Source organism: Xanthomonas sp. 3075, assembly GCF_014197275.1.
In the GTDB taxonomy this organism is placed as follows: domain Bacteria; phylum Pseudomonadota; class Gammaproteobacteria; order Xanthomonadales; family Xanthomonadaceae; genus Xanthomonas; species Xanthomonas campestris_B.
The window spans coordinates 106,840-120,906 of sequence record NZ_JACIFI010000009.1; the positions used below are offsets into that span (position 1 = coordinate 106,840).

Annotated in this window: 17 protein-coding genes; 9 read left to right on the plus strand and 8 right to left on the minus strand. The window is 64.8% G+C overall.

Features of this window, described 5'->3' with window-relative positions; genetic code table 11:
- Nucleotides 1-34 precede the first annotated feature (34 nt).
- Nucleotides 35-403, plus strand: a complete 369-nt coding sequence (locus GGR62_RS10480) for a response regulator (RefSeq protein ID WP_184407839.1) — start codon at nucleotides 35-37, stop codon at nucleotides 401-403.
- A gap of 40 nt (nucleotides 404-443) precedes the next feature.
- Here the strand turns inward: GGR62_RS10480 and arsC are convergent, their stop codons facing one another.
- Both arsC and arsH read right to left on the minus strand, forming a co-directional pair.
- Nucleotides 444-875, minus strand: coding sequence for an arsenate reductase (glutaredoxin) (arsC, locus tag GGR62_RS10485; protein WP_184407840.1), 432 nt, complete (start codon nucleotides 873-875; stop codon nucleotides 444-446).
- A gap of 66 nt (nucleotides 876-941) precedes the next feature.
- Nucleotides 942-1,688, minus strand: a complete 747-nt coding sequence (gene arsH, locus GGR62_RS10490) for an arsenical resistance protein ArsH (RefSeq protein WP_184407841.1) — start codon at nucleotides 1,686-1,688, stop codon at nucleotides 942-944.
- Between the two features lie 23 nt (nucleotides 1,689-1,711).
- Between arsH and GGR62_RS10495 the strand changes: the two genes are divergently transcribed.
- The 3 genes from GGR62_RS10495 (at nucleotide 1,712) to GGR62_RS10505 (ending at nucleotide 3,197) form a co-directional block, all read left to right on the plus strand.
- The gene (locus GGR62_RS10495; protein ID WP_184407842.1) at nucleotides 1,712-2,026 is read left to right on the plus strand and encodes a metalloregulator ArsR/SmtB family transcription factor; all 315 of its coding nucleotides are present in this window, start codon (nucleotides 1,712-1,714) and stop codon (nucleotides 2,024-2,026) included.
- Between the two features lie 297 nt (nucleotides 2,027-2,323).
- Complete coding sequence (locus GGR62_RS10500; RefSeq protein ID WP_184407843.1) at nucleotides 2,324-2,746, plus strand: YqaA family protein; 423 nt, start codon at nucleotides 2,324-2,326, stop codon at nucleotides 2,744-2,746.
- Between the two features lie 199 nt (nucleotides 2,747-2,945).
- Nucleotides 2,946-3,197, plus strand: a complete 252-nt coding sequence (locus tag GGR62_RS10505; protein WP_184407844.1) for a hypothetical protein — start codon at nucleotides 2,946-2,948, stop codon at nucleotides 3,195-3,197.
- Nucleotides 3,198-3,497: 300 nt separating this feature from the next.
- Here GGR62_RS10505 and GGR62_RS10510 read toward each other — a convergent pair whose 3' ends face one another.
- The 5 genes from GGR62_RS10510 to rpe all read right to left on the minus strand — a co-directional run bounded on the left by GGR62_RS10510 (nucleotide 3,498) and on the right by rpe (nucleotide 9,248).
- Entirely contained in the window at nucleotides 3,498-4,565 is a 1,068-nt protein-coding gene (locus GGR62_RS10510) for an aminotransferase class I/II-fold pyridoxal phosphate-dependent enzyme (RefSeq protein ID WP_184407845.1), read from the minus strand.
- The gene (trpE, locus tag GGR62_RS10515) at nucleotides 4,565-6,040 is read right to left on the minus strand and encodes an anthranilate synthase component I (RefSeq protein WP_184407846.1); all 1,476 of its coding nucleotides are present in this window, start codon (nucleotides 6,038-6,040) and stop codon (nucleotides 4,565-4,567) included. Before trpE ends, GGR62_RS10510 begins: the two co-directional genes overlap by 1 nt.
- Nucleotides 6,041-6,925: 885 nt before the next feature.
- Nucleotides 6,926-7,855, minus strand: a complete 930-nt coding sequence (gene yegS, locus GGR62_RS10520; protein WP_184407847.1) for a lipid kinase YegS — start codon at nucleotides 7,853-7,855, stop codon at nucleotides 6,926-6,928.
- Nucleotides 7,856-8,088: 233 nt separating this feature from the next.
- Nucleotides 8,089-8,580, minus strand: a complete 492-nt coding sequence (locus tag GGR62_RS10525; protein WP_184407848.1) for a GNAT family N-acetyltransferase — start codon at nucleotides 8,578-8,580, stop codon at nucleotides 8,089-8,091.
- Nucleotides 8,577-9,248 carry a ribulose-phosphate 3-epimerase gene (rpe, locus tag GGR62_RS10530; RefSeq protein ID WP_184407849.1) on the minus strand — a complete coding sequence of 224 codons (672 nt, stop codon included), beginning with the start codon at nucleotides 9,246-9,248 and terminating at the stop codon, nucleotides 8,577-8,579. Before rpe ends, GGR62_RS10525 begins: the two co-directional genes overlap by 4 nt.
- A 122-nt stretch (nucleotides 9,249-9,370) precedes the next feature.
- On the opposite strand from rpe, the gene GGR62_RS10535 reads away from it, so the two are divergent.
- Nucleotides 9,371-10,210, plus strand: a complete 840-nt coding sequence (locus tag GGR62_RS10535) for an outer membrane beta-barrel protein (RefSeq protein WP_184407850.1) — start codon at nucleotides 9,371-9,373, stop codon at nucleotides 10,208-10,210.
- 130 nt (nucleotides 10,211-10,340) lie between these two features.
- On the opposite strand, the gene GGR62_RS10540 is transcribed toward GGR62_RS10535, so the two are convergent.
- Nucleotides 10,341-10,670 (minus strand): DnaJ domain-containing protein, encoded by a 330-nt coding sequence (locus tag GGR62_RS10540; RefSeq protein ID WP_184407851.1) that lies wholly within the window; start codon nucleotides 10,668-10,670, stop codon nucleotides 10,341-10,343.
- A 205-nt stretch (nucleotides 10,671-10,875) separates the two neighbouring features.
- Here GGR62_RS10540 and GGR62_RS10545 point away from each other — a divergent pair, with 205 nt between their 5' ends.
- From GGR62_RS10545 to GGR62_RS10560, 4 genes are all read left to right on the plus strand, one after another.
- Entirely contained in the window at nucleotides 10,876-11,802 is a 927-nt protein-coding gene (locus tag GGR62_RS10545) for a phosphoribosylaminoimidazolesuccinocarboxamide synthase (RefSeq protein ID WP_184407852.1), read from the plus strand.
- Between the two features lie 120 nt (nucleotides 11,803-11,922).
- Nucleotides 11,923-12,603, plus strand: coding sequence for a hypothetical protein (locus GGR62_RS10550; RefSeq protein WP_184407853.1), 681 nt, complete (start codon nucleotides 11,923-11,925; stop codon nucleotides 12,601-12,603).
- 298 nt (nucleotides 12,604-12,901) lie between these two features.
- Entirely contained in the window at nucleotides 12,902-13,408 is a 507-nt protein-coding gene (locus GGR62_RS10555; protein WP_184407854.1) for a hypothetical protein, read from the plus strand.
- A gap of 80 nt (nucleotides 13,409-13,488) precedes the next feature.
- Nucleotides 13,489-14,052, plus strand: a complete 564-nt coding sequence (locus tag GGR62_RS10560; protein ID WP_260305800.1) for a hypothetical protein — start codon at nucleotides 13,489-13,491, stop codon at nucleotides 14,050-14,052.
- The last annotated feature ends 15 nt before the right edge of the window (nucleotides 14,053-14,067 follow it).

Genomic DNA, 14,067 nt, shown 5'->3' on the forward strand with positions numbered 1-14,067 from the left:
AGTGTGATGCATGTACTCCTAGAAGTCCTGCGTTATGCGCTCCATCGAAGAAAAACTGATTCTCGTCGTCGAGGACAATCACGACACCCTCGAGATCGCCACCTTGTTACTCGCAGACTGCGGTTACGTCGTCGTCACCGCCAGGGATGCGCAGGAAGCGCTTGAGCACATTCATCATCATCCAACGATCGCACTCGTATTCACTGACCTGCAGATGCCTGGACTGCTGGATGGATATGGGCTGATCGCCTACCTGCGCGCCGATGGCAACATGGTGCCCGCCATCCTGACCTCCGGGCTGGGCTATTCACCCAAGGGATTGCCGCCCCGCACCAGCTTCCTCAGCAAGCCCTACACGCGCCACAACCTCGTCAGCAATATCGAGGCGTTCGTGGGCCATTGAAGCACTCGATGCGCATGGCCGCACGGTGCGCCGTTTGCACTCACGCCTGCGCGTCGATGATGCGTTTTCCGCGCGCATCCAGTACCTGCTCACCGTCTTCTTTCGAGAACGCATCGGTTGCTGCCGGCAAGATCTCCAGCACCTGTTCCGACGGCCGGCATAGACGCACGCCGCGCTCGGTCTCGACAAACGGACGATTGATCAGAATCGGATGGGCCAGCATCGCGTCGAGCAATGCCGCATCGCTCAGCCCAGCATCGCCCAATCCCAGCTCCGTATACGGAGTGCCCTTCTGGCGCAATGCATCGCGGACATTCAGACCGGCGCGTACAATCAGATCGACCAGACGTTCGCGTGTTGGCGGGTGCGCCAGATACTCGACAATCTCAGGCTCGATGCCCACATGCCGAATCAGCGCAAGCACGTTGCGCGAGGTGCCACAGGCTGGGTTGTGATAGATCGTGGCCTTCATGCAAGCGCGCTCCGCAGGTCGTCGTCGTTGGTCGTTGGTCGATGGCAGCGCCACCAGATCGATGTATCACTCGGTGGTGTCTGCCGCCGCCGATGCAACCGCGCCGGCTTGCTGCGCCAACCGCGAGGCGGCGCTGCTGTCCTTACGCTCGCTGTAGCGATCGACCAGGTAGTCGCTGCTGTCGCGCGTGAGCAGGGTGAACTTGACCAGTTCTTCCAGCACGTCGACCACGCGGTCGTAATAGGCCGATGGCTTCATCCGTCCGGCGTCGTCGAATTCCTGCCATGCCTTGGCCACCGACGACTGGTTGGGGATGGTGAACATGCGCATCCAACGCCCGAGCACCCGCAATGCATTCACCGCATTGAAGGACTGCGAGCCACCGCTGACCTGCATGACCGCCAGCGTGCGCCCCTGGGTTGGCCGCACGCTGCCCTGCTGCAGCGGCAGCCAATCGATCTGGTTCTTGAAGACGGCGGTCAGGGTGCCGTGACGCTCCGGGCTGATCCACACCTGGCCCTCGGACCAGATCGATGCGCTACGCAACTCCTGCACCTTGGGGTGTTCGGGCGCAACGGCATCGGCCAGCGGTAGATCCACCGGATCGAACACCCGTACCTCGGCACCGAAATGCTGCAGCAAGCGCTCGCACTCGAACGCCAGTTTGCGGCTATAGGACTCCGGGCGCAGCGATCCATACAGGACGAGGATGCGCGGCTTGTGTCGGCTTTGCAGCGACAGCCTGTCCAGATCGGGCGCCTGAGCCAGGCCAAGGTCGAGATGGGGAAGCGCAAGATCGGCTTGCTCGGTCATTTTCATTCCACTATTCTAGAATTATGGAAAATAAAAGTGCAAGCAAAGCCCTGTCCGCCCTGGGCCAGGAAACCCGCCTGCGCGTCTTCCGCCTACTCGTGCAGGCAGGCCGCGGCGGAAAATTGGCCGGCGACATTGCCCAGGAACTCGCACTGCCTGGCGCCACGCTGTCTTTCCACCTCAAGGAGCTCGGCACCGCAGGGCTGATCAACGCCGAGCAGCGCGGCAGGACCATCTGCTATCGCGCCGATTTCCAGGCGATGAATGCCTTGTTGGCCTATCTCACCGAAAACTGTTGCGCCGGCGATGACGGCTGCGCTGGCGACATGCGCTGCTGAACACCCTGCCCGTCACGTTTGAGCTGTCGGCAGCGCCCCGATCGTGTTTCGCTGCCAGCGTGCGAATCGCCACGCCGCAGGCGACGCCCGCACTGAACTGGTCAACCCTGTAGCGCGAAGCGGGGTTGATCGCCAGGTCCATCAACTGCACGCAGCATCCGCCGCGTTGCCAGAGCGCCAGAACGGCCGCTGTGCACCGGCCTGCTCGCCATGCCACATTGTCGTGACGGCGCAATCGCGTTAACGCGCCTGGCTCTCCGGCGGTCCATGCCACTGCGCCCCCACTCAACCCCGCCAATGTCCTATCTGTCGCTCTTTGTGCTTGCCCTCGTCGCGGCCACCCTGCTCCCCGCCCAATCGGAGACGGCGTTGGTTGCGCTGCTGCTGCGCGGCGATTCGCCGGCCGGACTTGTCGCGGCGGCAAGCCTCGGCAATGTGCTGGGCTCGCTGATCAATTGGTGGCTCGGGCGCGAGGCGCTGCGTTTCCAGAGCAAGCGCTGGTTTCCGATCAAGGCCGCGGCCTTGCGACGGGCCCAGACCTGGTATGGCCACTACGGCAAATGGTCACTACTGCTGAGCTGGATGCCGATCATCGGCGACCCGCTGACGCTGGCGGCCGGCGTCATGCGCGAGCCGTTGCGTGTGTTCCTGCCGTTGGTGGCGATCGCCAAGACCGCGCGTTACGTCGTGCTCACATGGGCAACGCTTAGCATCGTCTAAATATCCAGACAGCCTGCTCGCCGGCGACTACCGCACCGGCGTGAGGGATCTCCTTACTGTCCTAGCTACTTTTACCGATATTCCAATGCGCACTTTTCCTTCACAATCGCCGGGCGACGTCGGCTTGACGACGCGATACGCGACAACCATCGGCGTGGCACGCACCCGACCATCGAATCAAGGAGGATCCCCGTTGGGCATGGCGTCAATCCGGCACGTGGGCGACTACCAGCTCACCGCACATATCACCCCGAACGACGGCCGCTTTGCATCCGAGATACTGGTGTCACGGCCTGGCGGTCTTACCCTGTATCGCTACGACTTGCCTGTCGCCGCCTTTGCCGACCGCAGGGCCGCCTACGATTACGCCAGGCAATGGATGGCTGCATGCACCGTGTCTGCCGATGGCCGCCTCTCCAACGACAGCCTGCATGCGTCACACGCTGCCTGAGCCGACACCACGCACTGTGTGAGCCATCCGTGGCGGATGTCCGGCCACCGCGCGTGGAGAACCGCGCAGGGCTGAGCATGTTCTTCGACGAACCTGCGTGCCAGGCCCCGCTGCAGATGGGTGTTGCTGACGTTGAGGTCGACGCAAAAACGGTCGGGATCGGCTATTCAATACACCTGCCACAGATGCCGCTGCGACGGCAGGCTGGTGACCTATGTCGTTGCAGCAAACGGCAGCATCAACAGGCTTGCGACGATCCAGCGTTCGATTCGCTTCATCGTGCTCTTCCCTGATGAATGGTCAGGTCTGCGCCTCGGAGGCAACCAGCGCTGCGAGGTCGGCGCATAGACGATCGACCGACGCAGCGGTGGTTGCCCACGAGGTCACGAAGCGGATCACCTGGCTGCCATCGGCGCGTCCTTCCCAGCGCTCGAAGTCGTAGCGTTGCGCCAGCTGTGTGGCGCGTTGCGCGCTGACGGCGATGAATTGCTGGTTGGTCGGCGAGTCGCTGGTGAACTCGGCGCCAGCGGCCAGCAATCCCGCGCGCAGGCGCTGCGCCATGCTATTGGCATGCGCGGCCAACGCGAAGAACAGGCCATCCTCGAACAAGGTGGCGAACTGCGCGCCCAACACCATGCCCTTGGCCAGCAGCGCGCCGCGCTGCTTGATCAGATAGCGGAAGTCCGCCTGCAATGCGGGATTGACGATGACCAGAGCTTCGCCGAGCAAGGCGCCATTCTTGGTGCCGCCGATGTAGAACGCATCGGTCAGCGCGGCAATGGTCGGCAGATCCAGATCGTTACCGTCGGCGGTCAGCGCGGCGCCCAGACGTGCGCCATCCAGATACAGCAGCAGCTCGTGCGCGCGGCAGAAGCGCGACAACGCATCGAGTTCGGCACGGGTGTAAATGGTGCCGCTCTCGGTGCTGTTGGAAATGTAGACCAGGCGCGGTTGCACCATGTGCTCGTTGCTGTGCACGTCCAGCAACGGCTGGATCAGCGCCGGCGTCAGCTTGTCGTGCAGCGCAGGCACCGTCAGCACCTTATGGCCGGTGGCTTCGATCGCGCCGGTTTCGTGCGTGGCGATGTGCCCCGCCTCCACCGCGATCACCGCCTGATGCGGGCGCAGAAACGCGGCGATTGCGATCAGGTTGGTCTGGGTACCGCCGACCAGCAGATGCACCTCGGCCTGCGCTTGCGCGATCGCGGTACGAATCAGTGCGACCGCACGGGCAGTGTGGCGATCGGTGCCGTAGCCGGCATTCTGCTCGGTACTGGCCTGCACCAACGCCTGCAACACACGCGGATGCGCGCCTTCGCTGTAGTCGTTGCGGAAGCTGATGCGCACAGCGTTGCCCTGCCCGTCCATCACAACCCCTTGGCCGCCTGGGCAACCGCACGGAACAGCGCGCGGCCCTTGTTCATGGTTTCCTGCCATTCCAGATCGGGATCGGAGTCATACACCACGCCGCCGCCGGCTTGCACGTACAGATAGCCGTCCTGGATCACCGCGGTGCGGATCGCAATCGCGGTATCGGCATCACCGTGCCAACCGATATAGCCGACTGCACCGGAATAGACGTTACGCTTGACCGGTTCCAGCTCGCGGATGATTTCCAGCGCGCGGATTTTCGGCGCACCGCTGACGGTGCCGGCCGGGAAGGTGGCGCGCAGCACGTCGCTGTAGTTCAGGCCGGCCTTGAGCGTGCCGGTGACTTCGCTGACGATGTGCATCACGTGGCTATAGCGTTCGATCACAAACTGCTCGCCCACCTTGACCGTGCCCGGTTCGGCCACGCGGCCGACATCGTTGCGGCCCAGGTCGATCAACATCACGTGCTCGGCGCGCTCTTTCGGATCGGCCAGCAATTCTTCTTCCAGCGCCTTGTCCAGTTCCGGTGTTGCGCCGCGCGGGCGAGTGCCGGCGATCGGCCGCACGGTGACCACGCCATCGCGCAACCGCGCCAGGATTTCCGGCGATGAGCCGACGACCTGGGTGCCGCCGACATCGAGAAAATACATGTACGGCGAGGGATTGAGCGCGCGCAAGGCGCGGTACACATCCACCGGACGCGCGCGGAACGGCACGCGCAAGCGTTGCGATGGCACCACCTGGAAAATATCGCCGGCGCGCACGTATTCCTGCGCCTTGCGCACCACCGCGTGATATTCCTCGCGGGTAAACGAGGAGCGGAAATCCGATTCGTCGATCGCATCGGAAATCTGCGCCTGCGGATACCCCGCGCCCCCCTGACGCAAGCGATGCGCCAGTTCGTCCAGACGCCGCTTGGCACGCACATAGGCCTGCGGCTGGCGCGGGTCGGCATGCACGATCAGGTACAAACGGCCTTTGAGGTTGTCGAACACCGCCAGCTCTTCGGACAGCATCAGCAGGATGTCCGGCGTGCCCAACTCATCGGGTTTGTCGCCGCTGCCCAGGCGCGGCTCGATGTACTGGATGCATTCGAAGCCGAACCAGCCGACCAGCCCGCCGGTGAAACCGGGCAAGCCATCGAGCTGCGGCACCGAGTGCTCGGCACGCAAGGCGTCGACCTCGGCCAGCGGGTCGGCGACCTCGCGGGTTTCCAGCACTTCGCCATGCTCGCTGATTTCCAGCGTATGCCCGCGGAAGCTGTATACCCGCCGCGCCGGCAGGCCGATGATGGAGTAGCGCCCGAAGCGTTCGCCGCCTTCGACCGATTCGAACAGATAGGTGTAGGCGCCGTCGGCGAGCTTCAGATAGACCGATAGCGGCGTGTCCAGGTCGGACAGCACTTCGCGGACAACGGGGATACGGGTGTGGCCTTCAGCGGCCTGGCGCTGGAACTGCTCTGCAGTGATCAAGACGACTTTCCTTCCGGGACTCTGTGACGGGGCGGACGACGGCAACGGGCCACCATCGCCAGCAGCGGCGAGCGGAAGAGAACGAGCGTGGAGTCGTCAGGCGGGACACCCAACTACTGTAGCGCAACTGCTGGCGCAGGGCAGCAGGCGCGGGGCCAACGCCGTGCGAATTGCGAAGGTGGGTCGGGCGTTGTCGGGGGCGGTTTCTCGAGGTGACTGGCATCAAACCCGGGCAGCGCGTGCCTGCCGTTGCATACGGTTTGCGCCGCCACTGAGCCATGGCGGCGCGCCAGTGCAGGGCGAGGTCTCCGGAGGCGGCATGCATGTCGGCGGCGGCCCTCACCCCAACCCGGCTCCCGCACACGGGAGAGGGGCGAGTGCGCAGGCGATCTCGCCGTCCCTACGCCGGAGCGCAAGGTTCCGATTCCCCGGTGCGACGCCCTGCCCCCGGCGTGCAACCTCCCTTCTCACACGTGCGAAGTCCCTTCTCCCGCCTGCGAGGTCCCTTCTCCCGCCTGCGAGGTCCCTTCTCACAAGTGCAAGATCCCCTTCTCCCGCCTGCAAGGTCCCTTCTCACAAGTGCAAGATTCCCTTCTCCCGCGTGCGGGGGAAGGTGCCCGCAGGGCGGATGGGGGAGGCATGACCGGCAGGCCAGCCGATCAAGACCGGCGCCCTCCCACAGGACGGGCCCGGAGGGAACGCGGCCATAGCGGCGCGATGGCCGTTGCTGCGCTTGAGATAAGGCCTGCAGCTGTTCGTATGCCCGGATCCCATCGATCCAGACTAGCGTGCTGATTGATCTCTGTACGCGCCCGCCGACCGGGATGACCAGGCGCAGCGCCGCACACTCGCGCCCGTGCGATTCCCGATTCCCGATTCCCGCATTCAATCCCCAAGCAACGGGCAATCCACGGGCAAATGCATCCGCAACCGCGCCGGCACGCATTCGATGCGGAAATGCAGCGAGGTTTCCGGTTCGCCATCCAGGTTCAAGGTCAGCGGCTGATGGGAGACGATTTCCAGCCACGGCAGCTGCACGCGCACCGCCACGCGTTCCAGCGCGGCCTGCTTGCCGCCGGTGATCAGCGTGCCGAGCGTGGCGGCCACTTCGCCGTCGAGCGCCGGCACGATGGTGACGTCGAGCAGGCCGTCGTCGATCAGCGCTTCCGGGCACAACGCCTGGCCACCGCCGGCCTGACGGCCGTTGCCCAGGCCGAGCGCGATGAACTCGCCTTCCCAGCTGAAATCCGGGCCGCTGAAGCGGGCGCTGATCGGGTCGATCCGGCCCAGCCGCGACATGCCGGTGATCAGGTAGGCCAGGCCGCCGAGCATCTTCTTCAAGCCCTCGTCGGTCTCGACGGTGACCTGGGTGCCGAAGCCGCCACTGGCGACGTTGGCGCACCAATGCGGGCCGTGTTCGGCATCGATCCGCAGCAGGTCGATGGGGTACGCAGCGCGGTCGGCGATCAGCTGCAGCGCATCCAGCGGCGCGATCGGGAGGTTGGCGGCCGTGGCGAAATCGTTGGCGGTCCCCAGCGGCACCAGGCCCAGCGACGGCAGCCCGGCGGCATCGGCGGCGTGATGCGCCAGCGCGGCGGCCACTTCGCTTAGCGTGCCGTCGCCACCGGCGGCGACCACCGTGTGCACGCCATCGGCGACTGCCTCGCCGACATAGCGCTCGGCATCGCCGTCTTCCCAGGTGACCCGCACATCGAGCCGGACACCGCGCTTGCGCAGCGCTCCCACCGCCTCACGCAGGTCCGGATTGTCGGTGGACTTGCCGTTGAGGATCAGACGCCAGTGGGGCGGGGCCATGCGCGCTGCCAATGCTGTGAGGATGATGGCGCAGGCTAGCAGCGGGGCGCCAGCTGCATTGTGAATACGCAACGTTGCCGGGCTGTCATTGGCATGTCATCGATGACCCGGAGAGTAGAAGGCCATAGCAGGGACGACGGGCGGAGGCAGGATCAGCCTCCAATTTTCTCGAAGGCCGCTCCCAGGGGAGCGGCCTTCTTCTTGCGTGGTCCTTGCCGGGCGGCGCGGATTGCTCAGGCGCTGGCGGCAAACGCGGCCAGGCGCTCGCCGTCGAGCCGGTACACGGTCCAGCCGTCCATCGGACGCGCGCCGGCCGCCTTGTAGAAATCGATGGCCGGCTGATTCCAGTCCAGCACCGACCACTCGAAACGCCCGCAGCCACGCTGCACGGCCAATTGCGCCAGGTGCCGCAACAACGCCAGCCCGGCGCCCTGCCCGCGCGCCTGCGGACGCACGAACAGGTCTTCCAGATACAGGCCGTTGCGGCCGAGCCAGGTCGAGTAATTGAAGAAGTACACCGCAAATCCCACTGCCTGGCCGTCCTGCTCGCAGATCAGCGCGTGCGCGGTGGCGCCGTCGTTGAACAGGCTGGCGCGCAGCGTCTCGGGGCTGGCCTCGACCGCGTCGGGCTCGCGTTCGTACACCGCCAGCGCGGTGATCAGCGCGTGCAGCAGCGGCGCATCGTCGGGCGTGGCGGCGCGGATCCGCAGCGCGGGCGCACTCATCGCACCGCAGCCACCGCTGCACGCATCTGCGCGATCACCTGCGCATAGTCGGGCGCGTTGAAGATCGCCGACCCGGCAACGAAGGTGTCGGCGCCGGCTGCGGCAATCGCGCCGATGTTGTCGGCTTTGACCCCGCCATCGATCTCCAACCGGATCGGCTTGCCCAGGGCGTCGATCTTGCTGCGGATGGCGCGCAGCTTGTCTAGCGCCGAGGGAATGAAGGCCTGCCCGCCAAAACCGGGATTGACCGACATCACCAGCACCAGATCCAGCTCGGGCAGCACCCAGTCCAGGATGTCCACCGGCGTGGCCGGATTGAGCACCAGCCCGGCCTGGCAACCGTGCGACTTGATCAGCTGGATCGTGCGGTGCACGTGGCGGCTGGCTTCGGGATGGAAGCTGATGAGGGTGGCGCCTGCCTCGGCAAAATCCGGCACGATGCGGTCCACCGGCTCGACCATCAGGTGCACGTCGATCGGCGCGGTGATGCCGTGCTTGCGCAGCGCCTGGCACACCATCGGGCCGATGGTGAGGTTGGGCACGTAGTGGTTGTCCATCACGTCGAAATGCACCCAGTCGGCGCCGGCTTTCAGGACGTTGTTCACTTCTTCGCCCAGACGGGCGAAATCGGCGGACAGGATGGACGGGGCGATCGCCGTCGGTTGCATGGGTAGCTCGTCAAGGAACAGGAACCGCATTGTCGCAGGCACGCAAAGCCAGTGCATCCGTTGCGACCCGGCCTGCGTATGCACCTGACCGGCGCACAGCGCCCTTTTGCGAAGGACACTGCATGAAGACCACCCCGCTCGCCTCCGCTGCACTGGCTTTGCTGGCCCTTGCCCCGTCCGCCTGGGCGCAAACCGGCCCAGCCGACTGGTCCGGTGTCTCGATCGGTGCCACGGTCGGCGGCGCCGATGTCAGCGGCGTCTCCGGTGGGCGCTTCGGCTTCGACACCGATCTGGACGGCCGCGACGGCGACCAGGTCAGCACCGCCACCGGTGCCAACGCATTTTCGCCCGGGTTCTGCGGCGGCGCGGCGGCCGGAAGCAGGCCGGCCAGCGGCTGTAGCAAAGACAAGGGCGGCACCGAATACGGCGCGCGGCTGGGTTATGACTGGCAGGCCGGCAACTGGGTCTATGGCGTGGTGGCCGAGTACACCCGCAACGACCTGCGCGACAGCGTCAGCGCCTTCAGCACGACGCCGGCGTTCTATACCTTCACCCGCCAGCTCAACCGCACCGCCGCGCTGCGCGGCCGGATCGGCTATGCGTTCGGCGCGCAAGACGACTTCCTGGCTTATTTCACCGCCGGCGTGGCACGTGGCGAGTTCGACCACAGCTTCTCCAGCAGCAACACCGCCAACAGCTTCACCGGCAGCGGCGGCGACAGCGCCGACGGTTATCAGGCCGGCCTCGGTCTGCAGCGGCGTTTGAGCGACAACGTCTCGGTGGGCGTGGAATACCTGTTCACCCGCCTGCAGGACGAAGACACCCGCGTGCGCGTGGGGCCGGGCACCGCACCGGCGACCAACCCGTTCCTGCGCGTCAATCCGGCCGGCACCGATCTGCGTCGCACCGACACCGACTTTTCGTCGAATGCAGTGCGTCTGACTGCGACGTATCGCTTCTGAGGTCTTGATGCCTGAGTGACCAAGACGCCTGACCGGTGACCCGGCCAGGCGTCTTGGTGCTGGCGCCGACTCCGATCCTGCTGCAGATAGCCACCTCCCCTGGCGCCGCCACCGGATGCCCGGCACGCCATCAGCGTTTGCGCAAGCGCTGAATCCGGTCGTAGGCGGCGTTGATCTGGCTGGCTTTCTTCTCGGCCTGGCGACGCGCTTCCGGCTCGGCGTTGGCCACCTTGTCCGGGTGGTAGCGCGACATCAGCCGGCGATAGGCCAGGTCGATCTCGGCGGTGGTGGCGTCCGGCTCCAGCCCCAACGCTTCGTAAGGGTTCTCGGCGCGACGCTTGAACCAGCCGGCGTCCACCGCATGGCCGATCGCCAGGCCAATCAGCAGGCCCATCACCGGTGCCCCGCGAAACAGCAAGGCGCCGGCCAGTGCGCCGAGCAGTTTTCCGTACCAGGACATGGGCAATCGGGGCGGGAGGCGGGCTGGCGATCTTACCCGAACCTCCACCCGGCCTGGCTGACATGCCCTGCACGGCGCCCGCCCGGCGGCGGCCAATAAATCCTGCGGGCCGCAACGAAGCGCCGTACACTACGCGGCCCGCTGCCCACCCGCGGGCCCGCCGGGTCCCGGGGACAGCGTCATTGCGACGTCCTTAGGAGTGCCTGTGTCGACCACGCTGTTGCAATCCGATCTACCCGGCCTGCCGTTGCGTCACCGTGGCAAGGTGCGCGATGTCTTCGACATTCCCCGCGACCGCCTGCCCGCCGATGCGCCGCCCGGCGATTATCTGTTGATGGTGGCGACCGACCGCCTGTCCGCGTTCGACGTGGTGCTGCCCGACCCGATTCCCGGCAAGGGCGAGATGCTCTGCCAGGTCTCCAACTTCTGGTTCCACAAGACCGAACACCTGATGCCCAACCATCTGGTGAACATCACGGTGGAACAGGTGCTGCCCGAGGGCGTGGACCCGGCCTTGTACGCCAGGCGCGCAGTGGTCACCCGCAAGCTCAAGCCGGTACCGGTGGAAGCCATCGCACGTGGCTATCTGATCGGCAGCGGTTGGAAGGACTACCAGCGCACCGGCAAGGTCAGCGGCATCGAGTTGCCCGACGGCCTGCGCCAGGCCGAGAAACTACCCGAGCCGATCTTTACCCCCTCGACCAAGGCCGCCGTTGGCGACCATGACGAAAACATCGACTTCGACGCGATGGTCAAGACCGTCGGCGCGGAACTGGCCGAGCGCGTGCGCGATGCGACCTTGCGCATCTACCGCTTCGCCGCGGACTTTGCCGCCGAACGCGGCATTTTGCTGGCCGACACCAAGTTCGAATTCGGCACCGACGCCGATGGCCGGCTGTACATCATGGACGAGATGCTGACCCCGGACTCGTCGCGTTACTGGCCGGCCGACCAGTACGAGCTCGGCACCAGCCCGCCCAGCTACGACAAGCAGTTCGTGCGCGATTATCTGGAAACCCTGGAGTGGGGCAAGACCGCCCCCGGCCCGCAGCTGCCGGCCGAAGTGATCGACCGCACCCGCGCCAAATATGCCGAAGCGCTGCAGCGGCTGGCGGGCATTTCGGTTGATTGATCTTCAACGCCCCGGGCTCGGGGCTTTGCGGCTTCACTAAAGCAACAATCGCTGGCAGCGCTCTTTTTATTGAGCGCTGAAAGACGCACCGGGCGCGGTCCATTGCCCAACGAGGTCGCCATGGCTCTCTCACATTTTTCTTTCCGCAGATTACCCGCGTTTCGCAGCGCAATGCTTCCCGGCCTGCTTGCAGTAAGTGCCTGCAGTCCCGGCGGATCAGCACCACCTGCCGCGGCGCCAGCCACATCGACGGTATCGACGTCTGCAGCAACGCATGCACCGGCTTCTGCTACCGCTTCCATCGATGACGGGCTCGCGACATTGATACAGGCAAGCGGCGTGCAGTGTACCGATGCCAAGATGGCAACAGGCTGCACCGCAGGAAATGTGGATGCCGGCGATTTTTACGATGTGGAACTTTCGCCTGTGTGTGGCGATGCGGGCTTCTTTGCAGGCGTAGCGCAAGCAGACGGGGTGGATGTACTTGATGCCGTGCCAACCACTGGCAGCCGCGCATTCGCCAGAGCCAAGCTGGCCCAGGGCCAGCTCGTCTGTATTCAAGGTATCGGCCGCGCGGGACAGAACCCACTTTATTACTATGTCGTCGCGATTCCCGCAGACAGTGTTGCCAAATGCAAGAACGACCCGGCATGCGGAACGTATGGAGACAGGCGGATTCAACGCTCAACGCCCGCCGCCAGCAAGAGCTGCCATGCCGCCGCACCGGGCCACTATGTCGGTGACTGCGCACAGGGATGGGTGGGTGCGGATGCACTCGATGTTTTTTCGAACGGCATCTAGTCGTTCGCGAGAAACTGCATCAATCCCAGGAAAACGTGTCACCCGATTATTATGGTCCCGGTGAGTGATCGATTCGGGATAGCCCAGCGTGTATTGGCGGCAATCGCTGGCAGTGGAATCAACCGAACGCCGAGCACTGGGACCGCAGTCAGGCTGGCTTCCCTCCCAGGGTAATGGTCTGCGACATGCCGACCCGTTTTCGTCACCCTCGGCTCGGCAAGTCTTCACGCATTTGCACGTAACGCGCGTATAAGATTCCGGCCGCGCTCACGTCGCCCGCTACGATCAGGAGGATCCGTTGGCCTTTGTCCGAACTTCCCTGCACACGCTCGCACTCAGCCTGGCGCTGGTTGCCTGCAAACCGCAAGCAGAGCCGGCTGGCGCTGCGCCCCCTGCTGCAGATGCTGCACCTGCAGTCTCAACACCTGCTGACACATCGGGCGCACCTGCTTCGGCAGCACGTTGTCCCACCGCCGACTTCTCTGCATTTCTGAAAAGCTTCAGCGCCGACATTGCGGTACAGGAAAAGGCAACGGCCGATCCGCTGACGATGATCCAACTCGACCCGGACGCACAGCCCGAGCCCACCCCGGTCACCCGCGCCGTTCCGCTGGCCGAGGTCGAATGGCCCGTCATCCCGAACCTGGAGGCAGCCCGCAACGGCGGCCGCGAGGTCACAATTTCTGAAGAAGCCGATGGCCGCCAGGTGCTGGTCCGCACACCCGACACCGGCGATCAGCAGGTCTACCACTTCGCCCAGCGCCCCTGCTGGATGCTGGTCAAAGTGGACGACCAATCGTTGTAACGTCGGTGGGCAGCTGGAAGTAGGTTCTGCCGGCTTGGGTATCCGCACCTGCACCTTCAAACCGCCAAAGAGGCGACCTGATGCGACGCTTCATTCCTGTCCTAGCTGCTTTCGCTGTCACCCTGGTGCTTGCCGCATGTGGTGACAAGCCGGGTACCGCCAATGCCGCTACCAGCGCACCCGGTGCGCCACCCGCCAATACCCCATCCCCAGCTTCGACAGAAGCAGATAGACAAGGACGGAACGACATGATCAAGGAATGCTCCGGCATGCGCCTGCACCTGAGCGCGTTGCCATCCGGGACCGACGGCTCCACCAAAACCCACCTGGAAATGGAGCGCGATGGCCAGCGCCAGGAAGTGTCAGCGCCTCCAGAGATGGCCGACTACACGGCAGTGGGCCTGGGTTGCGCGGAAGACGCCAAAGGAAGCAGCTATTTCGTCGTCCAGTACGGCGAGCTTCCTTACGGCTGCGAATTTTGCGAATGGTTCTTCCTGTATGACATCAAGGGTCAGTTGCTGAATCACGCGACACCGCCGCTTCATACGCAGGATGGCCAGCAGAGCCCGAATAACGATGAATACGAACACAAGCTCGAAGCGTTGGGGCTGAAGCACCCGGAACTGTTGCCTTTCCAGCCCTGAGCAAAGGATGCCTAT

Coding starts and splice junctions, on each gene's coding strand:
- GGR62_RS10480 (WP_184407839.1), top strand. CDS start 35: ATGCGCTCCATCGAAGAAAAACTGATTCTCGTCGTCGAGGACAATCAC.
- arsC (WP_184407840.1), bottom strand. CDS start 875: ATGAAGGCCACGATCTATCACAACCCAGCCTGTGGCACCTCGCGCAAC.
- arsH (WP_184407841.1), bottom strand. CDS start 1,688: ATGACCGAGCAAGCCGATCTTGCGCTTCCCCATCTCGACCTTGGCCTG.
- GGR62_RS10495 (WP_184407842.1), top strand. CDS start 1,712: ATGGAAAATAAAAGTGCAAGCAAAGCCCTGTCCGCCCTGGGCCAGGAA.
- GGR62_RS10500 (WP_184407843.1), top strand. CDS start 2,324: ATGTCCTATCTGTCGCTCTTTGTGCTTGCCCTCGTCGCGGCCACCCTG.
- GGR62_RS10505 (WP_184407844.1), top strand. CDS start 2,946: ATGGCGTCAATCCGGCACGTGGGCGACTACCAGCTCACCGCACATATC.
- GGR62_RS10510 (WP_184407845.1), bottom strand. CDS start 4,565: ATGGACGGGCAGGGCAACGCTGTGCGCATCAGCTTCCGCAACGACTAC.
- yegS (WP_184407847.1), bottom strand. CDS start 7,855: ATGGCCCCGCCCCACTGGCGTCTGATCCTCAACGGCAAGTCCACCGAC.
- GGR62_RS10525 (WP_184407848.1), bottom strand. CDS start 8,580: ATGAGTGCGCCCGCGCTGCGGATCCGCGCCGCCACGCCCGACGATGCG.
- rpe (WP_184407849.1), bottom strand. CDS start 9,248: ATGCAACCGACGGCGATCGCCCCGTCCATCCTGTCCGCCGATTTCGCC.
- GGR62_RS10535 (WP_184407850.1), top strand. CDS start 9,371: ATGAAGACCACCCCGCTCGCCTCCGCTGCACTGGCTTTGCTGGCCCTT.
- GGR62_RS10540 (WP_184407851.1), bottom strand. CDS start 10,670: ATGTCCTGGTACGGAAAACTGCTCGGCGCACTGGCCGGCGCCTTGCTG.
- GGR62_RS10550 (WP_184407853.1), top strand. CDS start 11,923: ATGGCTCTCTCACATTTTTCTTTCCGCAGATTACCCGCGTTTCGCAGC.
- GGR62_RS10560 (WP_260305800.1), top strand. CDS start 13,489: ATGCGACGCTTCATTCCTGTCCTAGCTGCTTTCGCTGTCACCCTGGTG.